This is a genomic window from Dictyobacter halimunensis, from assembly GCF_036245075.1.
The window spans coordinates 5379620-5406212 of the sequence record NZ_BSRI01000002.1; the positions used below are offsets into that span (position 1 = coordinate 5379620).

Annotated in this window: 20 protein-coding genes; 10 read left to right on the forward strand and 10 right to left on the reverse strand. The window is 58.7% G+C overall.

Going from position 1 to position 26593, the window contains the following annotated elements; all coding sequences use genetic code 11:
• Positions 1-11: 11 nt before the first annotated feature.
• Positions 12-365, forward strand: a complete 354-nt coding sequence (locus tag AABA21_RS36400; protein WP_338257759.1) for a VOC family protein — start codon at positions 12-14, stop codon at positions 363-365.
• 108 nt (positions 366-473) lie between these two features.
• Positions 474-1841, forward strand: coding sequence for a helix-turn-helix transcriptional regulator (locus AABA21_RS36405; RefSeq protein ID WP_338257762.1), 1368 nt, complete (start codon positions 474-476; stop codon positions 1839-1841).
• A 238-nt stretch (positions 1842-2079) separates the two neighbouring features.
• On the opposite strand, the gene AABA21_RS36410 is transcribed toward AABA21_RS36405, so the two are convergent.
• Positions 2080-2922, reverse strand: coding sequence for a class I SAM-dependent methyltransferase (locus AABA21_RS36410; protein WP_338257763.1), 843 nt, complete (start codon positions 2920-2922; stop codon positions 2080-2082).
• Positions 2923-3123: 201 nt separating this feature from the next.
• Here AABA21_RS36410 and AABA21_RS36415 point away from each other — a divergent pair, with 201 nt between their 5' ends.
• The 3 genes from AABA21_RS36415 (at position 3124) to AABA21_RS36425 (ending at position 5124) form a co-directional block, all read left to right on the forward strand.
• Positions 3124-3585 (forward strand): MerR family transcriptional regulator, encoded by a 462-nt coding sequence (locus AABA21_RS36415; RefSeq protein ID WP_338257764.1) that lies wholly within the window; start codon positions 3124-3126, stop codon positions 3583-3585.
• Positions 3586-3596: 11 nt separating this feature from the next.
• Positions 3597-4526: an SDR family NAD(P)-dependent oxidoreductase gene (locus AABA21_RS36420; protein WP_338257765.1), complete on the forward strand. Its 930-nt coding sequence runs from the start codon at positions 3597-3599 to the stop codon at positions 4524-4526.
• Positions 4527-4662: 136 nt separating this feature from the next.
• A complete protein-coding gene (locus AABA21_RS36425) occupies positions 4663-5124 on the forward strand; it encodes a GNAT family N-acetyltransferase (RefSeq protein WP_338257766.1) in 462 nt (153 codons plus the stop codon).
• Between the two features lie 41 nt (positions 5125-5165).
• Here the strand turns inward: AABA21_RS36425 and AABA21_RS36430 are convergent, their stop codons facing one another.
• From AABA21_RS36430 to AABA21_RS36460, 7 genes are all read right to left on the reverse strand, one after another.
• The gene (locus AABA21_RS36430; RefSeq protein WP_338257768.1) at positions 5166-6806 is read right to left on the reverse strand and encodes a M3 family metallopeptidase; all 1641 of its coding nucleotides are present in this window, start codon (positions 6804-6806) and stop codon (positions 5166-5168) included.
• An 841-nt stretch (positions 6807-7647) separates the two neighbouring features.
• Entirely contained in the window at positions 7648-9651 is a 2004-nt protein-coding gene (locus AABA21_RS36435) for a glycoside hydrolase family 13 protein (RefSeq protein ID WP_338257770.1), read from the reverse strand.
• A gap of 263 nt (positions 9652-9914) precedes the next feature.
• Complete coding sequence (locus AABA21_RS36440; protein ID WP_338257772.1) at positions 9915-10256, reverse strand: cupin domain-containing protein; 342 nt, start codon at positions 10254-10256, stop codon at positions 9915-9917.
• A gap of 121 nt (positions 10257-10377) precedes the next feature.
• The gene (locus AABA21_RS36445; RefSeq protein WP_338257774.1) at positions 10378-11166 is read right to left on the reverse strand and encodes an alpha/beta fold hydrolase; all 789 of its coding nucleotides are present in this window, start codon (positions 11164-11166) and stop codon (positions 10378-10380) included.
• A 612-nt stretch (positions 11167-11778) separates the two neighbouring features.
• Positions 11779-14580: a WD40/YVTN/BNR-like repeat-containing protein gene (locus AABA21_RS36450; protein ID WP_338257775.1), complete on the reverse strand. Its 2802-nt coding sequence runs from the start codon at positions 14578-14580 to the stop codon at positions 11779-11781.
• A 703-nt stretch (positions 14581-15283) separates the two neighbouring features.
• On the reverse strand, positions 15284-15931 hold the full coding sequence (locus AABA21_RS36455; protein ID WP_338257777.1) for a hypothetical protein: 648 nt from the start codon (positions 15929-15931) through the stop codon (positions 15284-15286).
• A gap of 272 nt (positions 15932-16203) precedes the next feature.
• Entirely contained in the window at positions 16204-17466 is a 1263-nt protein-coding gene (locus tag AABA21_RS36460) for an MFS transporter (RefSeq protein ID WP_338257779.1), read from the reverse strand.
• A gap of 470 nt (positions 17467-17936) precedes the next feature.
• Between AABA21_RS36460 and AABA21_RS36465 the strand changes: the two genes are divergently transcribed.
• A complete protein-coding gene (locus AABA21_RS36465; RefSeq protein ID WP_338257781.1) occupies positions 17937-18140 on the forward strand; it encodes a hypothetical protein in 204 nt (67 codons plus the stop codon).
• 23 nt (positions 18141-18163) lie between these two features.
• Here AABA21_RS36465 and AABA21_RS36470 read toward each other — a convergent pair whose 3' ends face one another.
• Together AABA21_RS36470 and AABA21_RS36475 are read right to left on the reverse strand one after the other, a co-directional pair.
• Positions 18164-18730: a GNAT family N-acetyltransferase gene (locus AABA21_RS36470; RefSeq protein WP_338257783.1), complete on the reverse strand. Its 567-nt coding sequence runs from the start codon at positions 18728-18730 to the stop codon at positions 18164-18166.
• Between the two features lie 300 nt (positions 18731-19030).
• The gene (locus AABA21_RS36475) at positions 19031-19576 is read right to left on the reverse strand and encodes a CGNR zinc finger domain-containing protein (protein ID WP_338258528.1); all 546 of its coding nucleotides are present in this window, start codon (positions 19574-19576) and stop codon (positions 19031-19033) included.
• Positions 19577-20002: 426 nt separating this feature from the next.
• Between AABA21_RS36475 and AABA21_RS36480 the strand changes: the two genes are divergently transcribed.
• The 4 genes from AABA21_RS36480 (at position 20003) to AABA21_RS36495 (ending at position 26363) form a co-directional block, all read left to right on the forward strand.
• Entirely contained in the window at positions 20003-20731 is a 729-nt protein-coding gene (locus AABA21_RS36480) for an AzlC family ABC transporter permease (RefSeq protein ID WP_338257785.1), read from the forward strand.
• Positions 20721-21035 carry an AzlD family protein gene (locus tag AABA21_RS36485; RefSeq protein WP_338257786.1) on the forward strand — a complete coding sequence of 105 codons (315 nt, stop codon included), beginning with the start codon at positions 20721-20723 and terminating at the stop codon, positions 21033-21035. The genes AABA21_RS36480 and AABA21_RS36485 overlap by 11 nt, the downstream gene beginning before the upstream one ends.
• A gap of 46 nt (positions 21036-21081) precedes the next feature.
• A complete protein-coding gene (locus tag AABA21_RS36490; protein ID WP_338257787.1) occupies positions 21082-22362 on the forward strand; it encodes an MFS transporter in 1281 nt (426 codons plus the stop codon).
• Positions 22363-22853: 491 nt separating this feature from the next.
• Complete coding sequence (locus AABA21_RS36495; RefSeq protein ID WP_338257788.1) at positions 22854-26363, forward strand: ATP-binding protein; 3510 nt, start codon at positions 22854-22856, stop codon at positions 26361-26363.
• Positions 26364-26593: the final 230 nt, after the last annotated feature.

The following is a 26593-nucleotide window of genomic DNA, read 5'->3' on the forward strand; positions in this document are numbered from 1 at the left end:
TAAAATAAAGAATGTTTCCTACTACAAATCTCGACCTGTTCGCGGGAATTCCAGTCGCCGATTATGAGGCGGCGCTCGCGTGGTACAAGCGGCTGCTGGGCGCGGAGCCATCATTCTTTCCGAACGACAGAGAGGCCGTGTGGGAACTGGCGGAGCATCGGTATGTGTATATTGTGCTGCGGCCAGAGCACGCTGGCCACGCTGTACATTTGAGCTTTGTCGATGACCTCGATGCGTTCGTCACACAGATAGCCGGGCGGGGAATCGACCCGGCGGAACGGGAAACCTACCCCAACGGTGTGCGCAAGGTCACGTACCGCGATCCCGACGGCAACGAGATCGCCCTCGGTGGCGCGCCACAGTAATCCCCCTTGCGTCCACGGTGGTGGTAGTGTTATCCATCTTGACTTTTATAAAGATATATCTTAAATTACTAAAAGATATATCTTTATAAAAGAAAAGGAAATAGAAATATGCACGAGCACACTGAACATCGTGAAGGGTCTGAGCACCTGGGGTATGGGAAGCATCGAGGGCATGGGGGACGAGGAAGGCATCATCATGATGAACACACGGAGCATGAGCAAGAGAGACACGCTCCGGGTGAGCGCCATCATTACTATCATCCTGGGCATGGCGATGATGATGGGCACAGGCATGGTGGTGGACGGCGCGTGCGCGTCGAGCGGGGCATGCTGCGCTACCTGCTGCTCGACGCGCTGCGACATGGTCCCAAGCATGGGTATGAGATGATCAAGTGGCTAGAAGAGCAGACCCATGGCCGCTACGCGCCCAGTCCGGGGACGGTCTATCCAACGCTGCAGCTGATGGAGGACCAGGGGTTGATTCTAGCTGAGCGGACCGAAGAGAAGAGCGTCTATCGGCTGAGCGAGTCAGGGGAAAAAGAGCTGGAGACCCAGACGGACTTTATCCAGGGGTTCTGGGAGCGCAATGGACAGCCCATCCCGCCGCCCGCGCTGCAGCTTGAGTCCGAGTTCGTCTATGAAGATTTGCAGGATCTGCAGCGCACCGTGGAGAGAGGGGTCAACCTGGCGCAGGACCAACAGCGTCTTCAACTGCTGCGTCAGTCGCTTGAGCGCTGCAAGAACGAGATTCGGGGGGTGCTCACCGGTGGCACGCTTCCCCAGCCGGGTCAGCCAGGAGGAAGGCCGCAGCACGGTCCGCGCTCTACAGGGCGCGAGCTTGAGCAGGCCATCGCGCAGCTCTTTGCCTCCGAGGACGAGGTGTTGCGTCAGACCACAGAGCGCGCCAGGGAGCGAGGCATCCCCTCGATTCAGGTCTCTCCGCTGCAGGGCAAGCTGCTGCAGGTGCTGGCAAAGGCGTGCCAGGCGCGCAAGATCCTGGAGATCGGCGCGCTGGCCGGCTATAGCGGCATCTGGCTGGCCCGGGCGCTGCCCGCCGATGGGCGGCTGGTCACGCTGGAGATCGACGAGATGCATGCCAGCGTCGTGCGCGAATCATTTCGCCTCGCGCAGGTCGATGACCGCGCCGAGGTACGCGTCGGGCCCGCGCTGGAGACGCTTCCGGGTCTCGAAGTGGAGGCACCATTCGACCTCATCTTCATTGACGCCGACAAAGAGCCCTATCCGCAGTACCTCGCCTGGGCTATCCGGCTGGCGCGTCCCGGCAGCATCATCGTCGCCGACAACTGCGTCATGGGTGGTGATGGCCTGGGCAGCGTGCAGGAATCCCCTAGCCAGTTCCTCACCGGCGCGCGCAGCTACAACCAGCGCGCCAGCAGCGATCCCGCCCTGTGCTCGATCGCCCTTCCCATCAGCAGCGGCATGACCGTCTCCGTCGTCATGGCCCCCGCGGTATAGGTTCGGACCTCGCGTCCGATTTCCGTCCCCGAGCGATTACGCCGCATTGGAACGCGAACGTTCGGGGACGGAAAAATCGGTCGCGAGATTGGAACGCGAACGTTCGGAGACGAGAAAATCGGCCGCAAGGGTCGAACGCGAACGTTCGGGATGGGAAAATCGGCCGCAAGGGTCGAACGCGAACGTTCCGGGATGGGAAAATCGACCGCAAGGGTCGAACCTACGCAATCCGATGGCTTTATCTCTTGCTGCCCACGCCGAGCAACATTTCTGCTGGAGCCACAAGGCCTTGTGGTCCCTCAAACTGGCTCAATGCCTGCCTCACTTGCTCCAATAGGTGCTGCTGTTCTTGTTGGTTGAGCTGCTCCATTACACCCGCGGTCAACCTGCTTCCCGTCGATTGCAGGAACGCATCGAGCGAAGCGTAATGGGTCTGAAAGGGAAGAGCGCGGGTGAAGACTTCGTCAAAGCCGGCTTCCGTGAGTTCCCGCTCAAAGACGCTCGGATCTGAGAGCGCGGATAGACCGGGGCGAGAAGGGTCCTCTCCTCGCGCATAGGTTGAGACAATAGCAAGCGGCAAAGAAAAGAGAGGATTTTTTTCGGGTGTTGACCAGACCAGTGCCGCAAGTTTTCCGCCCGGTTTGAGGACCCTGTGTATCTCTCTGAACGCCAGCTGGCGATTCGGGATGAGCATCAGAGCAAGGCGGGAGATGACTGCGTCGAAGGTATTGTCTGGCAGGTCAAGCTGCCGGGCATCCATGACGCGCGTGGTGATGGTGGTCAATCCTTCACGCTTCACAACCTGCGCGGCTATCTTGAGCATTTCCGCGGAGATATCGGTTGCCAGAACGGAGCCGTTCGGGCCTACTCTTTGGGCCGCCAATATGCTCTGATCTCCCGTGCCTGCCCCAATATCAAGGACGTGCTGCCCCGGTTTCAGTTCTGCGGCTTCTAGCATGTGTTGCGTCGCTGGTGCGAAAATGCGTCGCCGTCGTTCGACATCCTGCTGCCAGTGCTCGGCCACTTCAGATGAACTCCAGGAGGTAGGCTGTGACATGTGTTCTTTGTCTTTTTCTGGCATGTTTTTCCTTTCCTTTCGCATCTTGTTGGATCTCCATTGGTTACGGTGCGGGTGAAATTTCTATACCTATCATAATAAATTATCAAATGCCTGTCACGACTCAAATTTGTTTTGAACTTACGAGGGACATTGCTGTGCGTGGAAGGGAAATCGTAATTCCCCCTTGACTTAAAGCGCTTTAAGTTTTCTATACTTAAAGACATGGAAGATCTAGCAACCATTACACAGCCTGAATCATTTACGATTCAGGAATTATCAAAACAGAGCGGTTTGAGCGAGCCTACGCTGCGCTATTATGAGAAGATCGGACTCCTGCAACCGGTGCCGAGGGATCCTCGTAGCGGCCACCGGCGCTATCCCGCCCATACAGTGCGAGTCGTCAATGCGCTTTCTTGCTTGCGCGCCAGTGGCCTCTCTATAGAGGATATGCGCACCTATCTGCGCTTGCTTGAGAAGGGGCCGCAGGGGACCGCGCAACAAAAAGAGCTCTTTCAAGCCCATGTCGTAGAGCTAGAGCGCCAGATTGAGCGCTTACAGTTGAGAAAGCAGTATCTTGAGGGGAAAGTTGCTTATTGCGATGCGCTAGAGCGTGGAGATATGGAGGCCGTGCAGCGCATCATAGAAGAAAATCATCGTCTAGCAGAAAAGATTATATCAGGATAAAGGAAACATATATGGAGCTTATTAAGACGCCATTTGGCGCCAGATCAACTGCTGAAGAGATAGTAAAGGACATAAGTATGTCCGGTAAACGCGTTGTCATTACTGGTGCCTCCTCTGGCATTGGTATCGAGACGGCACAAGTACTGGCAAGCATCGGGGCTGATGTCACGCTGGCCGTACGTAATATGGAGGCTGGTAGGCGTGTCGCCAATGACATCAGCGCGACAACGGGCAATTCGCGGGTCCATGTCAAGGCCCTCGACTTAAGCGATCTGGATTCTGTTGCCGCCTTTGTGCAAGACTGGCATGGTCCTTTACACGTACTGGTGAACAATGCCGGGATCATGGCTGTGCCGCAGTTGGAGCTGACGCCGCGAGGACATGAGATGCAGTTCGCGACCAACTTTCTCGGCCACTTCGCGCTCACAGTAGGCTTGCATGACTCTCTCGCGGCCGCCTCTGGCGCTCGTATCGTATCGGTGAGCTCGAATGCGCATCAGTTTTCACCGGTTATCTTCGACGACGTGGACTACCAGATCCGGCCCTACGATCCCTGGTCCGCTTACGGACAATCCAAAACGGCCTGTATCCTGCTGGCGGTAGCAGCCACGCGGCGCTGGTCACATCAGGGCATCTACGCCAACGCCCTTAATCCCGGTGCCATTGCGACCAATCTGCAAAAGTATACCGGTGGCCTGAAGACGCCAGTTGAGAAGCGCAAGACGCCAGCGCAGGGAGCCGCGACATCCGTATTGCTGGCGACCTCGCCTCTGCTGGAGGAGATCGGTGGACGCTATTTCGAAGACTGCAACGAGTCGCCCATGTTGCGTGAGAAGCCAGCGATGTTCGGTGGTGGGGTTGCCCCGTGGGCACTCGATGCTGACAACGCCGAGCGCCTGTGGGAGGTATCCCTGCGCATGCTCACTGCCATAAGCGCTTGATGTTTTTATCTGCCAGCCCTGTTCTCAATCTTGATGAGATAAAATGGTGGGTATGTAGCTTCGTTCATTTTAATGCCAGTAAGTCAGGAGATTTACTGGCTCAACAACACCTTTGTATGGAAAGGGAACTCGTTTCATGGTAGAAGAACAATCAGAGCGGCAGGCACAGCTGGCCAGTGTACTTCCAGCGCTCTCACTTCCTCCTGGCATTCAACTGCGCTGCTGGACCGACGCGGATATGCCGGCTGTTCAGCGACTCGTTGATCAGCAGGGGTGGCCAACCCATCATACCCTGGAAGAGGTGCTTGGTGGATGGCGTCATGCATGGCCCACCCTTGTCGCCACGCACGATGAGCGGGTGGTGGGATATGTGCAGGCGTTAACGGATGGGTATATCACCATGCATATCACGGATCTGCTCGTTGACCCTGCCTACCGGGGACAGGGGATCGGCCGCCTGTTGTTGCAGGCCTGCCACCTCCTCTATCCACGGGTCCAGATCAACCTGGTCGCGGAAAAAGAGGCGATCCCCTTCTATAAGGCGGTTGGCTACCAATACGTGGGCGAGAGCTACGGCTTTCATAAACGCTTCTGGTGAAGACAGGAAAGATGCTTTAGTCGATTGAATGGCGTGTGAAGTTAGCCTTCAAGTTGGTCGGCCAGGAAGCCGGCGACCTTTTTTACCACCTCTGGTTGGAGAGGGAAATCTATGCCGGCGGCCTGGAACAGGTCCGATAGGCGCCGCGTTCCTCCTAGCGCGAGTGCTTCGCGATAGGCCTGCCAGGTGGCGCGCTGGTCGATGCTGGCTTTCTGATAGATCTGCAGGGCGCCCATGTGGGCCAGGGCATACTCGAGCATATAGAATGGCTGGGAGAAGATGCGTCCATCCTGCTGCCAGCCGTGGGCGCATGCATGTTTGTGCTGGCTCCAATCCACATCCGGCTCGAATTGATAGAGTAGTTCCATCCATTTGGCGTCGAGCTGCGTGGCGTCCACCGTTGCGGGCGCCTCGCTGTAGAGCCAGTGCTGAAACATGTCAAAGCGCGCGATATAGGGGAGCCAGCGCAGCACCTCGTGCAAGAGAAATGCCGGCAGGCGTTTCCGCTCCGAGACTGGATAGAAGCCGCCCTGATCCTGAAAGAGGAACGGGAGGGCCAGGTAGGTCATGCTGATGGCTGCGAACTCGGCGAAATCATCGGGGTACTCGCATTGCCAGGTGAGGTCCTGGTGCGTGTAGGTCAGCAGGTCGTGCCAGGCGTGTCCGCATTCGTGCATGAGCAGCAGCACATCCTCGTCGCTGCCATTGGAGAAGACACGCACACAGGGGAGCTTTGAGACCGGGAAGAACCACTCTTCGCTGCCGGGCAGCTTGCCGGGGCGGGCATCCAGGTCTAAAAAGCCCATGCCGCGCATGCGCTCAAACATCGCGCCCATCTCCGCATCCAGCTGTGAGAAGACCCGCGCCATGGCGGCTTCAAGATCGGCTGTGCTCTGAAAGGGTGAGGGGCGGATCAGCTCCATTGGTGCCTGATCGACCTCCCAGGGCTGGCGCTGCCGTCCCGGTCGGTGGGATTGCTGCCAGGAGGTTTTCAGTGGCATGATGGATGCTGCCAGCGTCTGGTGGAAGGCCAGGGCCTCATCGGGCGTGTAATCGGAACGGTTCAACTGCTGCCAGCGGTAGAGCGTATAGGAGGGGAAGCCGGCCTGCTGAGCCTGCTGGCGGCGTTTAGAGAGCATGGCCAGAAAGATCTCATCGATCTGACCGCGTGCCTGGCGCCAGCATTCCTGCTGGATGCGCCAGCGCTCCTCAGGGGAGCTTTGGGGTGGCGTGGCTTCCTCGCACTGGCGGTCAATGGCGTTGCGCGCCAGCAGATAGCGGTCCATCAGATCGGCAAGTTCGCGTTCCAGGGGCGCGTTTTCCGCCTGGTAGGCGGAGGCCGCCTGCCGGAAGCGGTGGATCATCTCTGCGTATTCCGGGGCGGGCTCCCAGGTCATCTCGCGCAGTAGCTTCGCCTGCAATGCGTGGCTGGCCTCCTGAAACGGCGTAAAGATCTCGTCTATAAAGCGCTGGTAGGCGTGGCGGGCGCTCTCATCCTCGATATTGCGCGAGCGGGCGCGCTTGAAGCCCGCGCGTATCTCCCATACATGCTTCTCAAGCTCGCTGCCCTGATGGAGCCAGTCAGAGAGATTGCTCGGTGTCAGCGTTTCATTCAGGAGTGCCTGGTAATGGGGCTCGAAATCCTGCCAGTGCTTTGGGGCAAAGTTTGCTGGTAAATGCATCGATCTGCCTCCTGCTTTCTTTGAACATGCCTGGTGCGTAGAGTATCGTATGTTTAAAGAAAGGAAATTATGGTGAATTTAGCTCTATTTATATTTGCGATTCGCTATGAGAAGCACAATGCCACTGCCGACACATCCCAAACAAAGCAAGACTGAGAAAGATATTATGTATCTTGCTCCTGATGCATGCGCTTCAGTACCTAGAAGTACGAAAAACGCTAAAAAGCCGATAACGAATAACAAAATTGGTAAGTTCCGCTTCATGAATTTTTTTGTCCTCCTCTGACCTGCGTGATCCATCACGGGTGCATCCTTTGCACGTTATTGCTTCGTTGGCCAAGCTTTCATATATCGCATGTTATGGTAGATTGTGCCGGATATTTGCTTCGTGTCTACCATAACTCAGGAGGGCTGGGATCGTCAAGGAGTGCGGATCACCTTGTTGGCGTATGACACGTTACAACCGTAGGTTCGGGCCTTGCGCCCGATTTCCCCCCCTCATATGAACATGTCCATTAAACACGCAAGGCTCAAAAATATCATCGATCGTTTGAGTGGGCATTGGTGTACGTGGAGGGGGAATCGGGCGCAAGGACCAATACATTCAACATGCCACGCTGGCGCCCCTTTGAGAGGGGAGATGGTACCGTTGGTGGAAGGTGCGCGCCCGGGCACGGGGCCGCTTCGCAGCCAAGCGGGGGCAAGCCCCGCACCTACGGGGGTGGCGTTGCCGTGAGTGGAGGGGAAATCGGACGCGAGGTCCGAACATATGGGGAGAGCCTGCCGCGTGATCGTGCGGCAGGCTCTCTTGCGAGCTTCTCTATTAGAGAAGGGGGACGGGTTATTGGACGAGAATGGCGCCGTAGTGGCCCTGGACGGAGACGGTGACCTGTCCGTTCTGGACGGTGTAGACCTGGCCGCTGACCTTGTCGGTGAGCTGGCTGCCGTCGGTGACGCTGAGCTGGTAGACCGGGATGGTCTCGCTGTGCGTGGTGCTGTCGTTGTTAAGCACGACGGCGATGCGGTTGTTCTGGTCCATACGTCCAAATGAATAGATCTTGTTGGTGTCGTCGGTAGCCAGGGTGATGAACGAGCCGGTGCGCAGGGCAGAATAGCTGTTGCGGATCGAGATCAGCTTCTGGAAGAGGGCGACGGCCGAGTTGCTGGTGCTGCCCTGGCTCCAATCGAAGGTGCGACGATCATCGGGATCGGCGCCGCCCTGCATGCCGTACTCGTCGCCATAGTAGATGGTCGGCAGGCCGACATAGGTCATCTGCATGAAGGCGGCCAGGTAGGTCTTCCAGATATCGCCGCCGGCGCGCTGGCCGAAGCGGGTGATGTCGTGGCTCGACAGGAAGTTGGGCATCACCTCCTGTACAGGCGTGGGATAGTTGGCGCGCGTGCCGTGCAGCCAGCTATCGAGCTGCGACACCCCGATCGAGGCGGCATTGCCGTTGTAGTCTTTGCCGGTGATCCACTCGGAGACCGGCTGGGTAAAGCCATCGTAGTTGGTGGCGCTATCCCACTGCGAAGGGCTACCGTTGGTCCAGGAATTGGCGTTGCCCCAGTACTCGCCGAAGATCAGGGCGTTGGAGTTGGCGCTCTTGACACCATTGCGAAACTCCTGCCAGATCTGGTGGTTGGTGGAGTCACTGCCATTGTTGCCGCCGGCGTCGGCGTACTGGGCCGCGTCGAGCCGCCAGCCATCCACGCCATACTGGCGAATCCAGTACTGCGCGATCGAGCTGGTCGAACCATAGATGGCGTTGCGCACCGCCGAGCCGCTGGCGCCGTAGTCCAGTTTAGGCAGGCTGGTATAGCCGAGGAAGGTCGAATACTGGTTGGGCCACTGCTGGAAGGTATAGTAGTGGTAGTACGGGCTGCTCTGGCTCTGGTAGGCGCCGGTCACGCCGGGATAGGTATTGTACTCATTGAACCACTGATCCCAGGTCCCGGTATGGTTGAACACGCCATCGAGCACCACGTGACCGGCCGGTCCGTTAGAACTGCTGTGGATGTCGCTGACCAGCTGGCTGAAGGCCGAGTTGCCACCCAGCGCGGGATCGACGTTATTGTAGTCCTGGGTATCGTACTTGTGGTTGGAGGGCGAGGTAAAGATAGGATTGAGATAGATGGAGTTGGCGCCCAGCGTTTTCTTGATGTAGCTCAGCTTCTGATCGACCCCCTGCAGATCGCCACCGAAGAAGACCGTGCTATTGGAATAGCCGCTATCGGCGACCGGGCTGGCGCCCCAGGCTTTGTGCTCGGTCGGATAGCCCAGGTAGCTATACTGATTGGTCTGCACATCGTTGCTGGTACTGCCGTTGTAGAAGCGATCGGGGAAGATCTGGTACATCACGGTATTTTTGGCCCACTGCGGCGTCGAAAAGTTCGGCAGCACATAGAAATCGCTGCTCGACGGCTCGCTAGAGGAGGGTCCGGCCGCGTTATACCAGGCCGTGGCCGTGCCATCGTTGATCTGGAAGCGATAGTACTTGATCGAACAGCTGGCCGGGATCGTCCCTTTCCAGATGTCGAAGCGCTGCGTCGCGTCCGTATTGGAGAAGCTCATCGCCACCCAGTGGAAGCTGCTATCGGCCGTATCGTAGTACTTGATGTTGGCGCTGGTAGCATCGTAGTGGAAGGTACGCAGCGAGAGCGTAATCGCCGTTGAGCACGTCGGCTCAAGCGCACTATCGTACAGGGGACCCTGGTCGCTAAATAGGCCATTCCACTCAACGTTATTGTCGTGTGAACTGGCAAGGACAACGTGAGGCTGTACTGACTGTACAAGAAAATAGAGGAGACAACAGGCGAGGAGAGAATAGACGACTTTCTTAGCCATTTCAGGATTCCTCCTAGTTCATGACGTGCAATCCGTTGAACGTCATCTTCATACATATTAATAATAATACATGCATGGTTGAGGAATCAATGGTTTATCGGCAAACGATTACCATTGGCGTAAAAAAATGCCTTTGATGATGTCCCAATGCGAGATGCTTGCCGGATGGTTAAGGAAATGCAAGAAGAGAAGCAGTATGTGTGGGCGAGCATGCTTCCAGCATGCTCGCCCACACATACTGCTTCTCTTCTTACCAAGCGGGTTTAGACGAATTCTGTGGTGGCCTGTGTATGCTCAAAGCAGAGGTTGACCGACCGCTGCGTCGTACGTGTGCGATGAATGATGCCGGCGGGGATGGTGAAGATCTCGTAGGGGTGCAGCGTCACGGCCTCGTGTTCCTTGAATTCGATGATCAGTTCGCCTTCGAGAACCAGAAACAACTCATCTGCATCGGGATGACGATGCCAGGGGTATGTTCCTGTCATCACCGCGAGATGCATGCAACTCTCATCGACTTCGTTGACGATAAAATTTTGATAATCGTCGGTGATGCGCTGGTAAAGATCTTTGAGGTTGATACGCTGAAAGGATGGATATGTTGACATCTATGTCCTCCATTTGGATTTCATCCATGATATTTAAGAGATATCAGGTTGAGTGTATGATTGCAGGCAAATGAGCCTGATTACTATTTTATGTGTTTTTGCGTGAACAATCAAACTGGTTTTAGTCGTTGGCGAACTGGGATACGAGGGCGTGCAGGCGGGCGGGCTGCTCGATCTGTGGGAGGTGGCCGGCCTCGGTGATGAGCTCAAAGCGGGCGTGAGGGAACGATTGGGCGTAGGCACGGCCATAGTCAGGGGTGACGACGCGATCGCTCTCGCCCCAGATGACCAGCACCGGTAGATCCACGTGTCCCAGGCGGCTTCTCAACCGCGGATCGGCCATGCCCAGTTCCTGGTCGTAGACTTTGAGCGCCCGAAAGTTGCCGGCCCTGATGGCGGCTTGCTCGGGGCTCATGGTGGTCGAGGCAGTTGGGAGGGCGGCCGGATTGTGGAAGCTGAGCGCCGCTATCTCATCAGGAGATAGTGTGAACACGTCAGCGATCTGCTGACCGTCGACCTGGATGCCGACCGCGTCGATGAGGACAATGCCGCTCAGGCGCGAGGCGTCGCGTAGGGCCATCTCGGCGGCGATCCAGCCGCCCATCGAGGATCCAATGACGATGACGTCGCGCAGGTCGAGCCGCGCCAGCAGTTCAAGATAGGTCAGGGCGAGATCACCGATGCTGGCGAAGTGGTCGGGTCGTGGCTCGTTCTCAAAGCCGGGGTGCGTCGGCACGAGCACATGCGCGTGTTCGGACAGTGGATGCGCCAGGCCCATCACGGTCTGTGGTCCGCCGCCACCATGCAAGACGAGCATGGCGCGACCATTGCCGCGCTCGTCGACGCGCACGGTCAGGTCATTGGCGAAGGACTCTCGACGGGTTGTGAATGGTGAAAAGGATGTATTCATGTTGTTAAACCTTTCTGTGTAACCTGTTGGTATCTCTGGTTTGGAAGGTGCGTCGTTGGTGAAACATGCGCGCCCGGGTACGGGGCCGCCTCGCGGCAATACATTCAATTGAAGAACGTGCAAAACGGGAAAAGACCCCAGTACGTGCGGGGCTTGCCCCCGCTTGCTTGCTCCCCACGAGGAAAAGCCCCTTCAAAGCGACCAGGAACGGTAGCATGGGATGCATAGCATCCTGTTGTTTGCTCTTTCGAGCGGCGAGGAAGGAAGCGGGGGCAAGCCCCGCACGTACTGCTTCTCTTCTTTATCTTCATGCATTTGATCAAATTGAACGTATTCCGCGAGGGGGCGTTGAGGGTGCCCCCGGCATCCTCGCCTACGGCCGGGGTTGCTCTGTATCTCAACCAATCTTTATGTAAATAATATGATGTAAACATATTAACACAATATCCTTATATAAGCAAGTTTATATAAGGATATTGTTGAAGTTGAAGGAAAATTGTCTCTTTTATAAGGAAAGGGGTCCCGACTCGTCGTTGAGTCGGGACCCCTGGTGGAAGGCGCGCCCGTGGGGGCGCGTTTGCGTCGTGAGTATCGCGGTGTCTGTGGGCCACGCTAGAGGTCGAGGCGCCAGGCGCCGCGACCATGGGTGGCGGCGTAGAGCACGCGACCGGAATTCGAGATCGTCAGGCTATAGACGGCGACGACCGGGAGTCCTTTGGCCGCCGGGCGCCAGTGGTTGTGGCCGGATTTGAGGCGGCCGACACCAAAGTCGGTGGCGATATACAGGTCACCGGTGACGCTATCGTAGGCAACGCCTGTGATAGGCTGATCGCCCAGGTCATAGCTGATATCCTTCCACGTCGCGGTCTTCGTGGTTGGATTGTAGTGGACGTCGAAGACGTGTCCCGGCGTCGTTGGTGTATAGGCGTTGTAACCGGAATAGGTTACATAGGCATGATACTTGTCCTTGGGATCGACGGCGATGCCGCTGATGAAGCGCGTCGGCTGCGCCGGGGTATCCAGGCGCGTGAAGGCCACATCTTTGGCTGCCGCATTGGCGTTCAGCGAGATGAAGAGGCGGCCACGGCGGGTCGCGGTCCACATCGTCTGGCTGTCGCTGGGCGCGCGGGTAATCGCCACCACGTAGCTACCAGACTTATCGGTGCCATAGGTGGAGTTCACCAGGTTATTGCCCAGTGGCACCCAGTCGCCGCAGGTCGCTGCGAAGTCGCCGGTGTACTCGTTACAGTGCTGATCCATGTACGCCTGCGGGCCACCACTGTCCTGGGTGCGCCAGACATGTTCCAGACCCGCAAACATCGTCTGGCTGACTTTGGGATCGCCGATCAGTGGTATGTAGAAGGAGGCACCCTCTCCGCTGTTTGCCAGTGGATCACCGAACCAATCCCAGCCCGAGGGATCATTCTTCTTAAAGTTGACGTCACCCTGTGGGCCATAGTAGGTATGCATGCGAATGTTGGGATTGCCAGCGTCGATCACCGTCTGACCACCATCGCCGCCGACATTCTGAATCCAGGTCGCCGGATCGGAGGTCGAATTGAAGGTACCGTTATCCTGCGTGCCGCCGATCACATCGTGTTTAGGATCCTGAGGATTGACGGTCAGGCTCTGGAACTGGATCGTGGCCAGACCCTGGTTCATGCTAAAGATGCGCGTCGGGATGGCCTTGAGCCACATCTGGCAGTCGACCAGGTTGGGACCGGTCAGGCCACGGGTGGCGCACTCGCTGCTGGTATCCGCGAACTGGCCGCTGGTGCGAACCAGGCCGCCATCGGAGCCCAGGAAGGCGATATCGGGATTATTGGGATCGAACGCGATCGCGTGCTGGTCCGGGTGCATGCCCAGTGGTGGCGACTGGGTATCATCGGTCATATCGGTGAAGCTCACGCCGGCGTTGGTTGAACGCTGTACCGCGCGACCATTAGAGGGCGCGCCGGTCGGGGTGATCTCGCCATACTGCATCTGACCGCCGATCCAGACGTCATTGGGGCGTCCCGGAGGTGAGGCGACCGGCATATCATAGGAACACTGGCCGCTACAATAGTCGTAGGAAGAGAAGCCCGGTGTACCTTTTGTCGGATTCGACAGCTTGATCCAGCCGGGATTGCTGGTGCCGTTGGTCAGCGTCGCCGCCGGAACGTTGGCGTCATCGACGCGATAGAAATCGGCCGGCGCATTGCCGGTATCGCCGACATAGATGCGCAGCTTCTGACCCATCGGAGCCAGCGAGAACTCGGTGCGTGCAGACAGGCTATTGGCTACCGTGCCACCGCCAGCTGAAGCGAAGACCTGCTCGAACGAGCCATTGGCCGAGCGATAGACGCCATAATCAAAGACCGAGAAGTAGACCTGTGGTCCAACGCCGGCCGGCAGGCCAGTGCTGTTGAACTGGATCTTGCTTACGCCGCCACGGAAGAAGTCGCTGCCATTGGGGCTATTGGGATCGACCACATCCGACTCTTTGCTGAAGACCAGCGAGAAGGTGCGACCGCCGTCCTTCGACTCGTACAGACCAATTTTGGGAGCGCCGGGCGGTGAATAGCGACCACCGTTAGATGACGACGAGCCATGGCGAGCCACGTCGGTGCCGATGTAGATGTGCTTCGCGTTGGTCGGATCGACCGCTACCGAGCCGATCGAGCGATCCTTGGCGGCCGGGAAGCTGCCCGGAACCAGTTGCCAGTGATCGCCGAAGTCGGTAGACTTGTACAGGCCCACGCCAGCCTCAGAATCGCTGGAGCCATTCTCCTCGCCCGTACCGACATAGATCGTACGGCCACTGTGATCATTGGGATCCAGGGCCAGCGAGCCGATGGCGTTGGAGCGAATGCCATTATTGACCGACTTCCAGGTCGGCTTGGCCGCCAGCGCGTTATCCGTGCGCCAGACGCCGCCGCCGGCCGCGCCCAGCCAGACGTGACAGACCGTGGCATTACAATCGTTAGCCACCACGATCGCCGTCACGCGACCCGAGACCGCCGTCGGGCGGCCCGTGTAGGTCGCCTGGCTCACTGCCTCGGGGTCCGAGGGGCCCGCGAACTGCCAGCCCCGATTGGCGCGGCTCTGCGAGTCGCCGGTTGGAATTGGATGGGACGCCAGGGCCTGGTTCGCGTTATAAGCGTTGTTGGCCTGCGTCGCATCGATAAACTGATGAGGATAGGCACGATCATCGTACGCCTGCTGTGCCAGCGCGGCCGCATCGGTCCCCGGCTGCTCATTATCATCGTACTGAGAATCGTCATGATTAGTATACAGAAAATGGTTAAAGTTCGGCTGAATAGGGTAGGCAGCCGCCGAAGGAATGAGAAAGGCCGAGATCCCCAGCATGGCCACAGCGCAAATGCCAAAGATACTATACCGGCGTAATAGAGAGGAACGCATCATGCGAAACATAACCTCCGTCTCTTCGTCTCCGAAACTACGGTTTGAATATGGAGGGGGATAGATAGATAGACATCGTGCCGCGCGCTGACATATGGTTAAATAACCACCCTTATCTGATACTTCTGCTCTGACTAACCCAGCCAGCCAGGCAGACAGGTCAATTACATTGATGATTGTCTATTTAGGTCTGAACCGAAACACTAACTAACATGATTACAAGCTTATGTACGCATGTCAGCTTATAACCTATAAACGAACGATCCACGAAAGCTCTTCATAGAATGACCGATGCTATCCCCCGATGCATCGATTGGCAAGAGAAGCGCGACAGCAAAATGGAAAGGGTGCCTCTGGCACAAAGCACCGTAAATACTCACGCGTCTCTAAGCATACCCTGCCAATTCAGAAAAGTCAATATAATCGCGAATTGTCAATAGAATGTTCCTACCCTAAATTATGCGTTGTTATGTATAATTCATTGCCTTCGCGCCTTTTTTGACATGCAAAAAACATTTTATAGGGGTACGTGAGCATTCCCGCAGGTGCGTCCGCTACGCGGCCGCGCTGGTTTTTTATATTGGTGCATGGGGCGCATCTGTGCCCCATGCACCAATATAAAAATGAAATGTGAGATGTAGATTCGGCCCTCGCGGCCGATTTTTCTCGCTCCACAACGATGCATCGCGGGTGTGGAGGTGCGTGGATATGTGTTTTATGTGATGGTGAAGGTGGGGGAGGTGGCCTGTTGGCCGCCGCCGACGGTGTCGGGATCGTAGGTGGTGGTGTAGGTGATGCTGACTCGGTAGGTGCCGGGCTGCCAGCGGGGGACGCTATGGAGAACGCCGAAGGCGTTCTGGGGCTGGATGGTCTGGTTCAGGTTGCCGTTGGCGGTTAGCTGCCGGGTGGGCGTCGCTGATATGTGGACGCAGCGTCCGACGGGGGTCCAGCTGCCGTTGACGAGCATCTGCAACTGGGCGAGGGTGCAGCTGGTTCTGGGGGTGGTGAGATAGATGGTCTGGCCCAGACCATTGCTGATGGTGACGCTGATGGCGTCCGTGCGTGAGTAGCTGGCCTGATTGACGGTGACCTGGAGGCCGCCAGGGTTGGGATTGGGGTTGCCGGGTGTCGGGGTTGGTCCCGGTTGTGGATTTGGTTGCGGCGTTGGCGTCGGCTCGGCCGGGATCTTGCGATGCGGCGGCCGCACACGGGGGACGGGAGTCGGCGTCGGCTTTGTGGTTGGGTGCTGAGGAGGCTGCTGCGAAGCCTTTTGATCATCCTGGCTCGCGTTGCCACAGGCGGCCAGCATGCTCAGGCAGAGCACGATCATAACGGAAATGATGACGGAACGTTTGTTTATCATGACGACATCCTCCTTCTTCTATAAAGAAGACGAACAAGAGCATATAAAAGTTCCCGCAGGGGAACTTTTATGAGAAAATGTCTGCGAGCTGTGCGTGGCGTGTCTGCGACCCCTGACTCTACGCGCCTTCGACGCTCAATTGATTTTTTAGGAGGTGGTGCAATGTCAGGGGGTGCATTTGCACCACCTCCTAAAAAATGGGGCGGCTGCGTATGCGGACGCCCGAGCGGGGGCGCTCAAGCGTGCCAGTAAGAAGTGTGCCTGGCACACTCTTAGATTCGGCGCAGGCGGGTGAAGATGGCGAGGAGCAGGGCGGCGGCCAGGCCGGCCGTTATCAGGCCAAAGACGATGCGGGCGTCCAGGGCGACCAGCAGGAGACCGCCCAGGGCCGATCCGAGCGGCTCGCTGCCATAGGTGAGGTTGCGAAAGGCGCTATTGACGCGTCCCTGCAGGGCATCGGGCGTCTGGCGCAGGCGGTAGGCGACCACCGTTACGCCGTAGGGCGGCCAGCTAAAGCTGAACAGGAACTTGCCGATCAGCAGCGATCCGGGCCAGGACGAGAGAGCCAGCAGCAGCGCAGCGCCGATCCAGATGATCAGCGCTGCGCACAGGATCTGCCCGCCGCGCAGGCGTGCGTGCAGCCAGGGGGCGAGCAGGCCGCCCAGAATGCCTCCCACGCCGCCAACGCTGAAGATCAGGCCGACGAACTGGACGCTCAGATGCAGCTGGCTCTGGGCCCGGATGATCAGCGCCAGTTCCAGCGGGCTGAGCAGGAAATTGACCAGCGCCGTCAGCAGGGCCAGCAGGCGCAGCGCGCGGTGTCGCCACAGGAAGCGCAGCCCCTCGGCGATCCCGTGATAGAGTCGGCGCGGCGTTTCCTGGTCCGCGCGCGCCACCTGGAACGAGGCGCGCACGCGCAGCAGCGAGAGTCCCGAGAGCAGGTACGAGACGCTATCGACCAGGTAGCCGATGATAGCGCCTACCTGTACCACCGGAGCCAGGCCGATAATAAACGCTCCCAGGCCGGGACCGAGCAGCGTACCCGTGTACTCGATGGTGGTATCCAGCGCGTAGGCGCGCGGCAGCTGGTGCGGCGCCACCACGTGGGGCAGCGCCGAGATCTGTGCCAGGCTAAAGAGCACATAGGCGCTCCCCTCGAACAGGGCCACCAGGTAGAGCTGGAGCAGCGTCAGGTGTCCCAGCGCGAAGGCCAGCGGCACCGAGCCCAGCGCCAGCCAGCGCAGCAGGTCGCAGCAGATCATCGTACGCTTGCGATCCCAGCGATCGATTAGCGCGCCGGCTGGCAGGCTGATCAGCAGATAGGGCAGCTGACGCACGGCCGCGAACAATCCCGCCTGGGCCGGCGAATGTGTCAGCGCCAGTATCAGCAGCGGCAGCGCCAGTCCCGAGACATTGGTGCCCAGGATCGAGATGAGCTGCCCGCTCCAGAGCAGCATGAAATCAACATTGCGCCACAGCGGCCGGACGGTCTGCGTGGCCGGCCCCTCTTCTGGCGACGTAGAGATGCGATCCATGAGAAGACGTTTCCTTCCAAACAAAGCTTTTCGTATCACTGAGAAAAAGTTTCGCTGGATGGAAGCGGGAGGGGAACGAGCACGAGAAATAACGCCCGCATGGTGTAGCGCGCGTCTAGCGTATGTATGCCGGCATGTGATAGTGTGAGCCGGCCAGAACCAGAAGATGCTACCTTATAGAGGTATGGTCCAAAGTGAGCTCCTGATGGTGATGTGATGAGTAACTGCTTACAAGCATGCCACAAAGGGGTCCCGCTGTCAAACAAACGCGGCTGCGCGCGGTTTCGTGGATCGGATAGGAGAGATAACGGTTGGTGCACGCTAAAACGTGGTATGATGAAGAGGCTTGCGGTGAAGCGAAGCTATGGTTGTCAGCGTATTAGTAGAAGAGTAGAAAGAGGAACGCACAGTAGCGAGGAGCGCAATTAAAAACGTATAATAGTGCACATCGCAGTTAAAGGATGGATACCATGTTCCAGCGTTGGCCAAACGAAAATATTTTGATCGTCTTTGGAGGTGTTGCCCTGGCCATATACATCATGGGCCGTATTATGCCAGGGATCGCAGGACTGTATTCCTTTTTTACCAGCGAATGCCTGTTTAGCCTGGTTGGTATCTGTGCCGTCGTTTTGGGTTGTGCTGGCCTCTATAGCACCTGGAGGCGTGGCTACTAACCACGCCTGAGCGGTATCGTGCCTTAACCATCTGCCCGGCTCGCCAGCGACTTTGCCATCAAGATATCGGGTTTGCCGATGCCATTGGCGTCGGGGATGACGCCGATGATGGTGTAGCCAAGCCTCTGATAGAACTCATAGGGATGGTGCCGCAGGTTCTGGATGCGCGCGACATGGGTATAGACGTCGGGAAAGAGATTGACCCCAGAGAGCGTCGTCTGTCCACTATCATCATCGGTCCCCAGCGTTATCGTCAGACCGCCGCGCTCCCGCACCAGCTTCTCCAGATCATTGACCAGCGCCCGCCCGATCCCCTGTCCCTGATATCCCACGTGTACCACCAGCGGATGCAGCTCCCACACATGGCCGTCGTACTGGCTAATGCCGCCGATCCATCCCAGAACCGTTCCTTCCTCGTCGCGTGCCACGCGGCTCAGGCGATCGGGCGCCAGCGACTCCTCTACCTCGGCCAGCGCCGAAGGCATATCCGGCCACGGATGGGGTGAGTGGTCGCGAAACCCCGCCACCAGCAGTGCTGCCGCCTGCCTCACGTCGTCCGTATCTCCGGCCACCAGATCCATAATACGCATCGCAAAATCCTTTCGCAGTCGTTTTTTTGCTCAAGCGTCACCGTCTACCATATTATATATTTTGGGGCATTGTATGGCACACAATTGAATTGCGCGCAATTCAATTGTGTGCCATACAATGCCCCAAAAAAAAGAACATCTCTCCTCCAGGTGCGTTCCCCTTTTTAAATGAATGTGCGCACTCGGCGAGGGAAGCCGGGGGCAAGCCCGGCACCTACGGGAGGGTAAGGCGAGGGAAGCCGGGGCAAGCCCGGCACCTACGGGAGGGTAAGGCGAGGGAAGCCGGGGCAAGCCCGGCACCTACGGGGGGGTTGGATGGTGGCGGGCGCGGTAGCGGCGGACGCGCATGATGTTGGCGCACGGACCTTCGCACCAGCGGCGGCTGGCGGTGCTGCTCTCGTCGTAGTAGGTCCAGAGGCAGTCGGGATTCTCGCATTGTTTGATGCGGAAGGGATCACGCTCGGCCAGCGTATGGGCGAATGAGGCGGCGATCTCGCCATAGACCCAGGACCAGTCGCGTCGGCAGGGAAGTTGCTGCAGCTGTATGAGCTGTTCATCGCGGGACACGAGCAGACGTGTGGGGGCCTGTTCAAGGTAGACATTCAGGGCTGCCAGCTCATCCTGTTCCGGCAGACGCTTTTCCAGCAGGGGATGAATGACGAGCTGGATCAGCGCACGCAGCCGCTGCAGTCCGGCGATTGTTTCGTCCGTCGCCTGCTCCATACCCTCGATGCCCCAATGCTCAAGCAGCTGCTCAAGCATGCCGGGCCGCAGCAGACGGTCCTCGTGCCGTCCGCTACCACGATAATCATGCCAGTCTGTATTGACCAGATCGAGCCAGATCATTTCCCTCACAGCGCGCTCCTTTCGCTTCTGTGCTCAACAGTCCATTCTTTTGCTTCCATGCTCAACAGTCCATTCTTTTGCTTCCATGCTCAACAATCCATTCTTTTGCTTCCATGCTCAACAATCCATTCTTTTGCTTCCATGCTCAACAATCCATTTTTATGTTGGGGCCTGGGGAGGCGCGGATGCGCCTCCCCAGGCCCCAACATAAAAAAACGGTGCGGCCGCGTAGCGGACGCGCGCGTGGGAGCGCATACCCACACCAGTAAAAAGCGTGTTTGACACACTCCTACTTTATCATAAGTAATGCCCATAATGCAATTTTGGGTGTTACTTATGCTCAATGCGGGTCGTTGTAATGGTAAGATAGGGCATTTGGGAATTACAAGCTACGTATTTCAGGTTTGAATCGAAGGAGACCGATGCATGTCCGAAACGGTGTACGTGGATAATAATCGTGAGGCGGCGGGGGAAGTGACTTTTGGGTTTAAGGGCGCGCTGGCGGGTGCGCGGCAGGCGTGGCCCCTCGCTGTTGGAGGGTGCGCTGATGGGCTGGTCTTTGGTGTGCTGGCACATCAGAGCCATCAGAGCCTGTTGGAGGTGTTTTTGATGAGCGCGCTCGTCTATGCTGGCTCCGCTCAACTGCTGGTGTTGCACCTCTGGAGCCTGCCGCCGGTGTTTTGGCCCATCGTATTGACCACCTTACTGGTGAACCTGCGCATGGTCCTGATGGGGATGACGCTTTCGCCCTGGTGGAGACGGCTGCCACCGCTGAAAGCCTATGGCACGCTCTTTTTTCTCTCTGATGAGACCTGGGCATTGACGATGGGGGAGTTCGCGCGTGAGCGGAGGGACGCGGCCTTTCTGCTGGGCAGCGGACTGCTCATGTTTGTCGGCTGGATCGGTTCGACGCTGCTGGGATGCTGGCTCGGTGGTGGTATCGCCGATCCGGCAGCCTGGGGTCTGGACTTCGCGTTTACGGCGGTCTTCCTCACGCTGCTGCTAGGCATGTGGAAAGGGAAGGCCGACATCCTGCCCTGGCTGGTGAGCGCTGTGGTGGCGGTCGTGGCCGCGCGGCTGATTCCCGGCAACTGGTATATCTTGCTAGGCGCGCTGTGTGGCAGCGTAGTAGGAGCGATGCGCCATGCAGACTAACCTGAGTGCGCTGCTCACGATCCTGGGCATGGCTGCGGTTACCTACCTGACGCGCGTCGCCGGCGTCTGGCTCATGAGCCGCGTGGAGCTTTCCGGATGGCTCAGGTCCTGGATGAATGTTCTGCCGGGCACCATTCTGGTCGCGCTGATCGCGCCGGCTATCTTCAACACGGGCGTGCCCGAGATCGGAGCGTCGCTGGCAACCGTCCTGACGTTCGTCCGCACGCGCAACATGCTCCTCTCGCTCATCATCGGGATCGGAGCCGTGGTTGGCTTGCGCCTGCTCCTGGCTCATCTTGCGTGAAAAGGGTGCTGATAGGGTGCTGATAAAGAAGAAAGGCTTATATACTATGCGTCTCAAGGTGCGGGCGGGACAGCTCTGGCGCTCCCCCGACTTTTTGAAGTTATGGGCCGGCGAGACCGTCTCGCTGTTGGGCTCCCAGGTCACGAACCTGGCGCTGCCGCTGCTGGTTATTCTGACGTTGCGCGCGACGGCCCTGCAGGTGACGTTGCTCAACGCCGTCCTCTGGGCGCCCTATCTCTGTTTTCCGCTGTTCGCCGGATGGTGGGTAGACCGTCATCGTCGCCGACCGCTGCTGATTATTGCTGATCTCTGTCGCGCCGTTTTGCTGGGACTGCTGCCGCTCGCCGCCGCTCTGCATCTGCTGCGCATCGAGCTGGTCTACCTGGTGGCCCTGCTGGTTGGCCTGTTCACCGTGATCTTCGACCTGGCGTATAAAGCGTATCTGCCCGCTATCCTGGGGCGCGAGCACCTGGTAGAGGGAAACAGCAAGCTGCAGCTGAGCAGCTCGGTGGCCCAGATCGGCGGGCCGGGTCTGGGCGGCCTGCTGGTTCAGCTCCTGACGGCGCCCTTCGCCCTCCTGTTTGACGCCTGCTCCTTTCTCGTCTCAGCGCTGGGTGTCCTGCTCATTCGCCAGCGTGAGGAGGCTCCTGCGTCTACGCGGACAGCCGGTTCTATGTGGAGGCAGATCGGGGCGGGCTTGCAGCTGACCTTTCACAATCCCTATCTGCGCCTGCTGGCCCTGGCGGCCATGACATATAACCTGTTTAGCCAGGTCATGATGGCGCTCTTCGTCGTCTACGCCACTCGTGAGCTGCAGATCGCGCCGGCCCTGCTGGGAACCATCATCGCCGCCGGAAGCATCGGGGCCCTGGGAGGCTCGCTGCTGGCTGGTCCTCTCGCGCGACGCGTTGGTCTGGGTCCAGCGCTCATTTATACGGGTCTTATTGAGTGCCTGCCCCTCATCCTGCTCCCCCTGGCTGCCGGACCCCAGTTACTCAAAATCCTCCTGCTCATGGCGGCCTTTATATTCAACGGGGTCGGGCTCTCGTGCGGCAACATCTACTATCCAAGCCTACGGCAGGCGCTGGCCCCCCGCGAATTTTTAGGGCGCGTCACCGCCAGCTATAGCTGGTTATCACTAGGCGCTGTCCCGCTGGGCGCGCTGCTGGCGGGCGGACTACAGGGGTGGATCGGGCTGAGGGGCACGCTGTTGTGCGGCGCCGTCGGGACATTGCTCAGCGTGATCTGGCTGTGCGATGCGCGCCTGCGCAAGCTGCGTACCCTCCCCCAACAGGTCAGCTTCATCGACTCCGAGCGCGAAAAGTAGCCGGGGCAAGCCCTGATACCTCCAACACAACACGCCGGACCCCTTTAAGAAAGGGGTCCGGCGTGTTGTGTTGGAGGTGTGCGTCCGGGAACGGGGCCGCTACGCGGCAAAGCCGGGGCAAACCCAGCACTTACGGTCCCCGTCTGATAGACGGCGACCCCTTTTCGCGATACAATAATACCGGTTATAATGGTCCAGCTAGCGAACGGCGGGCTCATCTTTTTATTTTATCGTTCGAATCTCTCATTTCTAGCCCCGTTTTGGGTGCGTTATTCATCTCATAATAGAGAAAGAGATAGCCAGGAAGATATGGATGCGAGCTGGAGATGCTTGTGACGCTGAAGTAAAGAAGTTACAATGAGGAGATAGTCTGGAGCTATGGGGGGTGGGATTGACGATATACCTGGTATTTGAATGTGGCGATATGAGCAGGCATAGAAGCGCCACATAACGCGCGCGCAGAGCAGGCGGTACAGCAGAGGAGTAATGTTATGGATGATATATCGGCTGACATGATCTATCTGGATGATCAGGATCATACATTTGCGAATGGCGGCAAAGTAGGCCAGCTGATGCGCGCGTATGACTGGGCTTCATCTCCGGTGGGGGCGGTGGAGGACTGGCCGCAGAGCCTGCGTACAGCGGTCAGCATCTGCCTGGCGTCGCAGTTTCCGATGCTTATCTGGTGGGGGCCGGAGTATGTGATGCTCTACAACGACGCGTACGCGGTCATCCTTGGCGAGAAACATCCTCACGCGCTGGGACGGCCAGGCTTCAACTACTGGTCGGAGATCTGGGACGTCATCGGGCCGATGTTAGAGGGGGTCATGAATGACGGGAAAGCCACGTGGTCCGAGAACCTGCCCTTGCTGATCAAGCGCAGCAGCTTCATGGAAGAATCATACTTCACTTTTTCGTATAGCCCCATTCGTGATGAAGATGGCAACATTGCGGGTATCTTTACGGCGGTGACCGAGACGACGGCGCAGGTGGTGGGGGAGCGTCGCATGCGTGGTCTGCGCGCCCTGGCCGCCAGCACAGCTGAGGCACGCACCCTGCAGGATGTGTGTGAGATGGCCGCCCATACATTGCTTGAATATCCTGATGATGTGCCATTCTCTCTGCTCTATCTGCTCTCACCCGACGACGGGACGCAGGCGCGGCTGGTCGCCGCGAGCCACTGGCCCAAAGACATGCGGGCTCTGATTGAAGAATGCGAAATTATAGATGAGGAGCACGCGCTGTGGCCATTTTCCCGGGTTATGCAGCTGCAGGAAGCGCTGTTGCTGGACGATGTCGCGGAGCGTTTGCAGGGTATCAATGGGGATGGAAGGCTGGAAGATGCTGGCTTGCCAGGCAAGGCGCTGGTGCTGCCGGTAGCGCAGGCTGGCCAGGCGGAACCATATGGCTTTTTGATCGCGGGCATCAACCCACACCAGATATTTGATGATGACTATCGCGGCTTCCTGACATTGCTGGCCGGCCAGGTCGCCACCGCCTGCGCGGCGGCGCGCGCCTACCAGGACGCGCAGGAGCGTGCTGAGGCGCTGGCTGAGCTTGATCGTGCCAAGACCACCTTCTTCCATAATATCAGCCACGAGTTCAGAACGCCGCTGACGCTGGCACTGGGTCCACTGGAGACCGTGCTGGCGGACCGCTCCCATCCACTGACCGAGGAGCAGCGTACGCACCTGGAGATGGTGCGCCGCAACGAGCTGCGCCAGCTCAAGCTGGTGAATACGCTGCTGGACTTCTCGCGCATCGAGGCCGGTCGCATCGAAGCCCTCTATATGCCGACCGACCTGGCGCAGCTGACCCGCGACCTGGTCAGTTCATTTCGATCGGCCATCGAGAAGGCGCACCTGTGGCTGCAGGTGGATTGCGAGCCGCTGCCCGAGCCGATCTATGTGGATCGCGAGATGTGGGAGAAGATCGTCCTCAACCTGGTCTCGAATGCCTTCAAATATACCTTGAGCGGCGGCATCCACGTCTCCTTGCGCCTGGAGGGCGCAGACGCCGTGCTGGCGGTTCAGGACAGCGGCATCGGCATATCGCCTGAGGATCAGGTGCATCTCTTCGAGCGTTTCTACCGCGTGCGTCAGGTCCAGGCGCGCACCCAGGAAGGATCGGGCATCGGCCTTTCGCTGGTGCAGGAACTGGTGCGCCTGCACGGAGGGACCATCTCTGTCGCGAGCCAGCCGGGCGTTGGCAGCACCTTCACCATTCGCATCCCGCGTGGCTACGCCCACCTGCCACCTGATCGCATAGAGTTGGAACACGCGCTGCCCCCCTCCGCGGTGGGCGCACTCCCCTACGTCGAGGAGGTCCTGCGCTGGCTACCCGAGGAGCACAGGCGGCCAGCTGAGATCGCGCCCTCGCTCTCGACCGGCGCGCTGGTCTCGACGCGCCTGCCTGTCAATGATCGCGAGGGCCGAAAGCCCAGGCTGCTGGTCGTAGATGATAACGCCGACATGCGCGACTACCTGGACCATCTTTTCTCCCCTTCCTATAGTGTGTACCTGGCCTCGAATGGTTTTGAGGCCCTGGAGGTAGCCAGGGCCGAGCAGCTGGATATGATTATCAGCGACGTCATGATGCCCGGCATGGATGGTTTCACCCTGCTATCCACCCTGCGCGGCGACCTGGCCACGCACAACATTCCATTCCTGCTGCTCTCGGCCCGCGCGGGCGAGGAGGCCACCCTGGAAGGACTGCTGTCGGGAGCCGATGATTATCTGACCAAGCCTTTTTCTGCCCGCGAACTTCTTGCCCGTGTGCAGGCACGGCTCGAAATCGCCCGCCTGCAGCGCGAGGCCGAAAGCGCGCGCCAGCGCCTGCACGATCTGTTCATGCAGGCCCCCGCCGTCATCGCCGTCTTAAACGGTCCCACGCATGTCTTCACCCTGGCCAATGCCGGCTACGCGGAGATCGTTGGACGCGCCGGCGAGGACCTGCTCGGCAAGCCGATCCGAGACGCACTGCCAGAACTGAACGGGCAGGGCTTCATAAAGCTGCTGGACCAGGTCTATCGCACTGGAGAGCCCTTCTACGGTAACGAGATGCTGGTGCGCCTTGACCGCCAGGGCAATGGAGAGCTGGAGGACGTGTACTTTAACTTTGTCTACCAGGCCGCATACGACGCCACGGGCAGCATCGATGGCATCCTCGTTCACGCGGTCGATGTCACCGAGCAGGTGCGAGCGCGCAAGCGGGTCGAGACCCTGCTGGTGGCGCTGGAGGAGGCCGACCGGCGCAAGGACGAGTTCCTGCACATGGTCAGCCACGAGCTGCGCACCCCGATTACCGCCATCAAGGGAAACATTCAGCTCTCCCAGCGGCGCCTGAAGCGGCTCGCGACGGATCTGCAGCAGTCGACGCCGCCCTCGATCGACGAACTGCGGCAGATGCACGCCCTGCTGACGCAGTTGCTGGAGCGGGCGGCCCGCCAGATCGAGACGCAGAAGCGCCTGATCAACGATCTGCTGGATGTCTCGCGTATCCAATCGGGCAAGCTTGATCTCTCCCTGCAAACATGCAACCTGGTCGAGGTCGTCAGGGAGGTCGTGCTAGATCAGCGTTCCGGCACCCCTCATCGTCAGATTGAGCTGCAGGTCGAGCCCGGCCTGGAAGCGCTGGCGGTGATGGCGGACCCGGGGCGCATCGGGCAGGTGATCAACAACTACCTGACCAACGCCATCAAATACGCGCCAGCCGATAAAGAAATTACCGTCGGCATCGAGGTCGACGAACAGGAGAGGCAGGCGCGCGTCTGGGTACGCGATCGCGGACCCGGCCTCAATCCCCAGCAGCAGCGGCAGATCTGGGAGCGCTTCTACCAGGATCCCGACATCCCCGTCCAGGCTGGCAGCGGGCAGGGCATGGGTCTGGGCCTGCACATCTGCCAGACGATCATCAACTTGCACCATGGTCAGGTTGGCGTGGAGAGCGAACCCGGTCAGGGATCGACCTTCTGGTTCACCCTCCCCCTGCTCGAATCCTGATCCCGATAAAAAAGCCTGGGGGCGTGGCGCCCCCAGGCTGGCCTCCAGCCGGCAAACGCGGGCTTGCGGCTCAAGGCCGCGCCCCTATGGCGACCCCCAGAAGGACCAGGGGGTGGGAGGAATGCCGCCAGTGAGCCTCTGCTGACTCTTTCTTGCTTTGACCGCCGAATCTGGAAATCGGCGCCAGTGGCAGCTGTTGTTCTTTCCTTCTGTCCGGAAATAGTGGATAA

Bases quoted from the DNA above. Each gene is read 5' to 3' on its own strand.
- AABA21_RS36465 (WP_338257781.1), top strand. From the start codon at position 17,937: ATGTTCCAGCGTTGGCCAAACGAAAATATTTTGATCGTCTTTGGAGGT.
- AABA21_RS36450 (WP_338257775.1), bottom strand. From the start codon at position 14,580: ATGTTTCGCATGATGCGTTCCTCTCTATTACGCCGGTATAGTATCTTT.
- AABA21_RS36480 (WP_338257785.1), top strand. From the start codon at position 20,003: ATGTCCGAAACGGTGTACGTGGATAATAATCGTGAGGCGGCGGGGGAA.
- AABA21_RS36490 (WP_338257787.1), top strand. From the start codon at position 21,082: ATGCGTCTCAAGGTGCGGGCGGGACAGCTCTGGCGCTCCCCCGACTTT.
- AABA21_RS36400 (WP_338257759.1), top strand. From the start codon at position 12: ATGTTTCCTACTACAAATCTCGACCTGTTCGCGGGAATTCCAGTCGCC.
- AABA21_RS36445 (WP_338257774.1), bottom strand. From the start codon at position 11,166: ATGAATACATCCTTTTCACCATTCACAACCCGTCGAGAGTCCTTCGCC.
- AABA21_RS36420 (WP_338257765.1), top strand. From the start codon at position 3,597: ATGGAGCTTATTAAGACGCCATTTGGCGCCAGATCAACTGCTGAAGAG.
- AABA21_RS36405 (WP_338257762.1), top strand. From the start codon at position 474: ATGCACGAGCACACTGAACATCGTGAAGGGTCTGAGCACCTGGGGTAT.
- AABA21_RS36410 (WP_338257763.1), bottom strand. From the start codon at position 2,922: ATGCCAGAAAAAGACAAAGAACACATGTCACAGCCTACCTCCTGGAGT.
- AABA21_RS36475 (WP_338258528.1), bottom strand. From the start codon at position 19,576: ATGATCTGGCTCGATCTGGTCAATACAGACTGGCATGATTATCGTGGT.
- AABA21_RS36415 (WP_338257764.1), top strand. From the start codon at position 3,124: ATGGAAGATCTAGCAACCATTACACAGCCTGAATCATTTACGATTCAG.
- AABA21_RS36495 (WP_338257788.1), top strand. From the start codon at position 22,854: ATGGATGATATATCGGCTGACATGATCTATCTGGATGATCAGGATCAT.
- AABA21_RS36485 (WP_338257786.1), top strand. From the start codon at position 20,721: ATGCAGACTAACCTGAGTGCGCTGCTCACGATCCTGGGCATGGCTGCG.
- AABA21_RS36455 (WP_338257777.1), bottom strand. From the start codon at position 15,931: ATGATAAACAAACGTTCCGTCATCATTTCCGTTATGATCGTGCTCTGC.
- AABA21_RS36460 (WP_338257779.1), bottom strand. From the start codon at position 17,466: ATGGATCGCATCTCTACGTCGCCAGAAGAGGGGCCGGCCACGCAGACC.
- AABA21_RS36435 (WP_338257770.1), bottom strand. From the start codon at position 9,651: ATGGCTAAGAAAGTCGTCTATTCTCTCCTCGCCTGTTGTCTCCTCTAT.
- AABA21_RS36425 (WP_338257766.1), top strand. From the start codon at position 4,663: ATGGTAGAAGAACAATCAGAGCGGCAGGCACAGCTGGCCAGTGTACTT.
- AABA21_RS36470 (WP_338257783.1), bottom strand. From the start codon at position 18,730: ATGCGTATTATGGATCTGGTGGCCGGAGATACGGACGACGTGAGGCAG.
- AABA21_RS36430 (WP_338257768.1), bottom strand. From the start codon at position 6,806: ATGCATTTACCAGCAAACTTTGCCCCAAAGCACTGGCAGGATTTCGAG.
- AABA21_RS36440 (WP_338257772.1), bottom strand. From the start codon at position 10,256: ATGTCAACATATCCATCCTTTCAGCGTATCAACCTCAAAGATCTTTAC.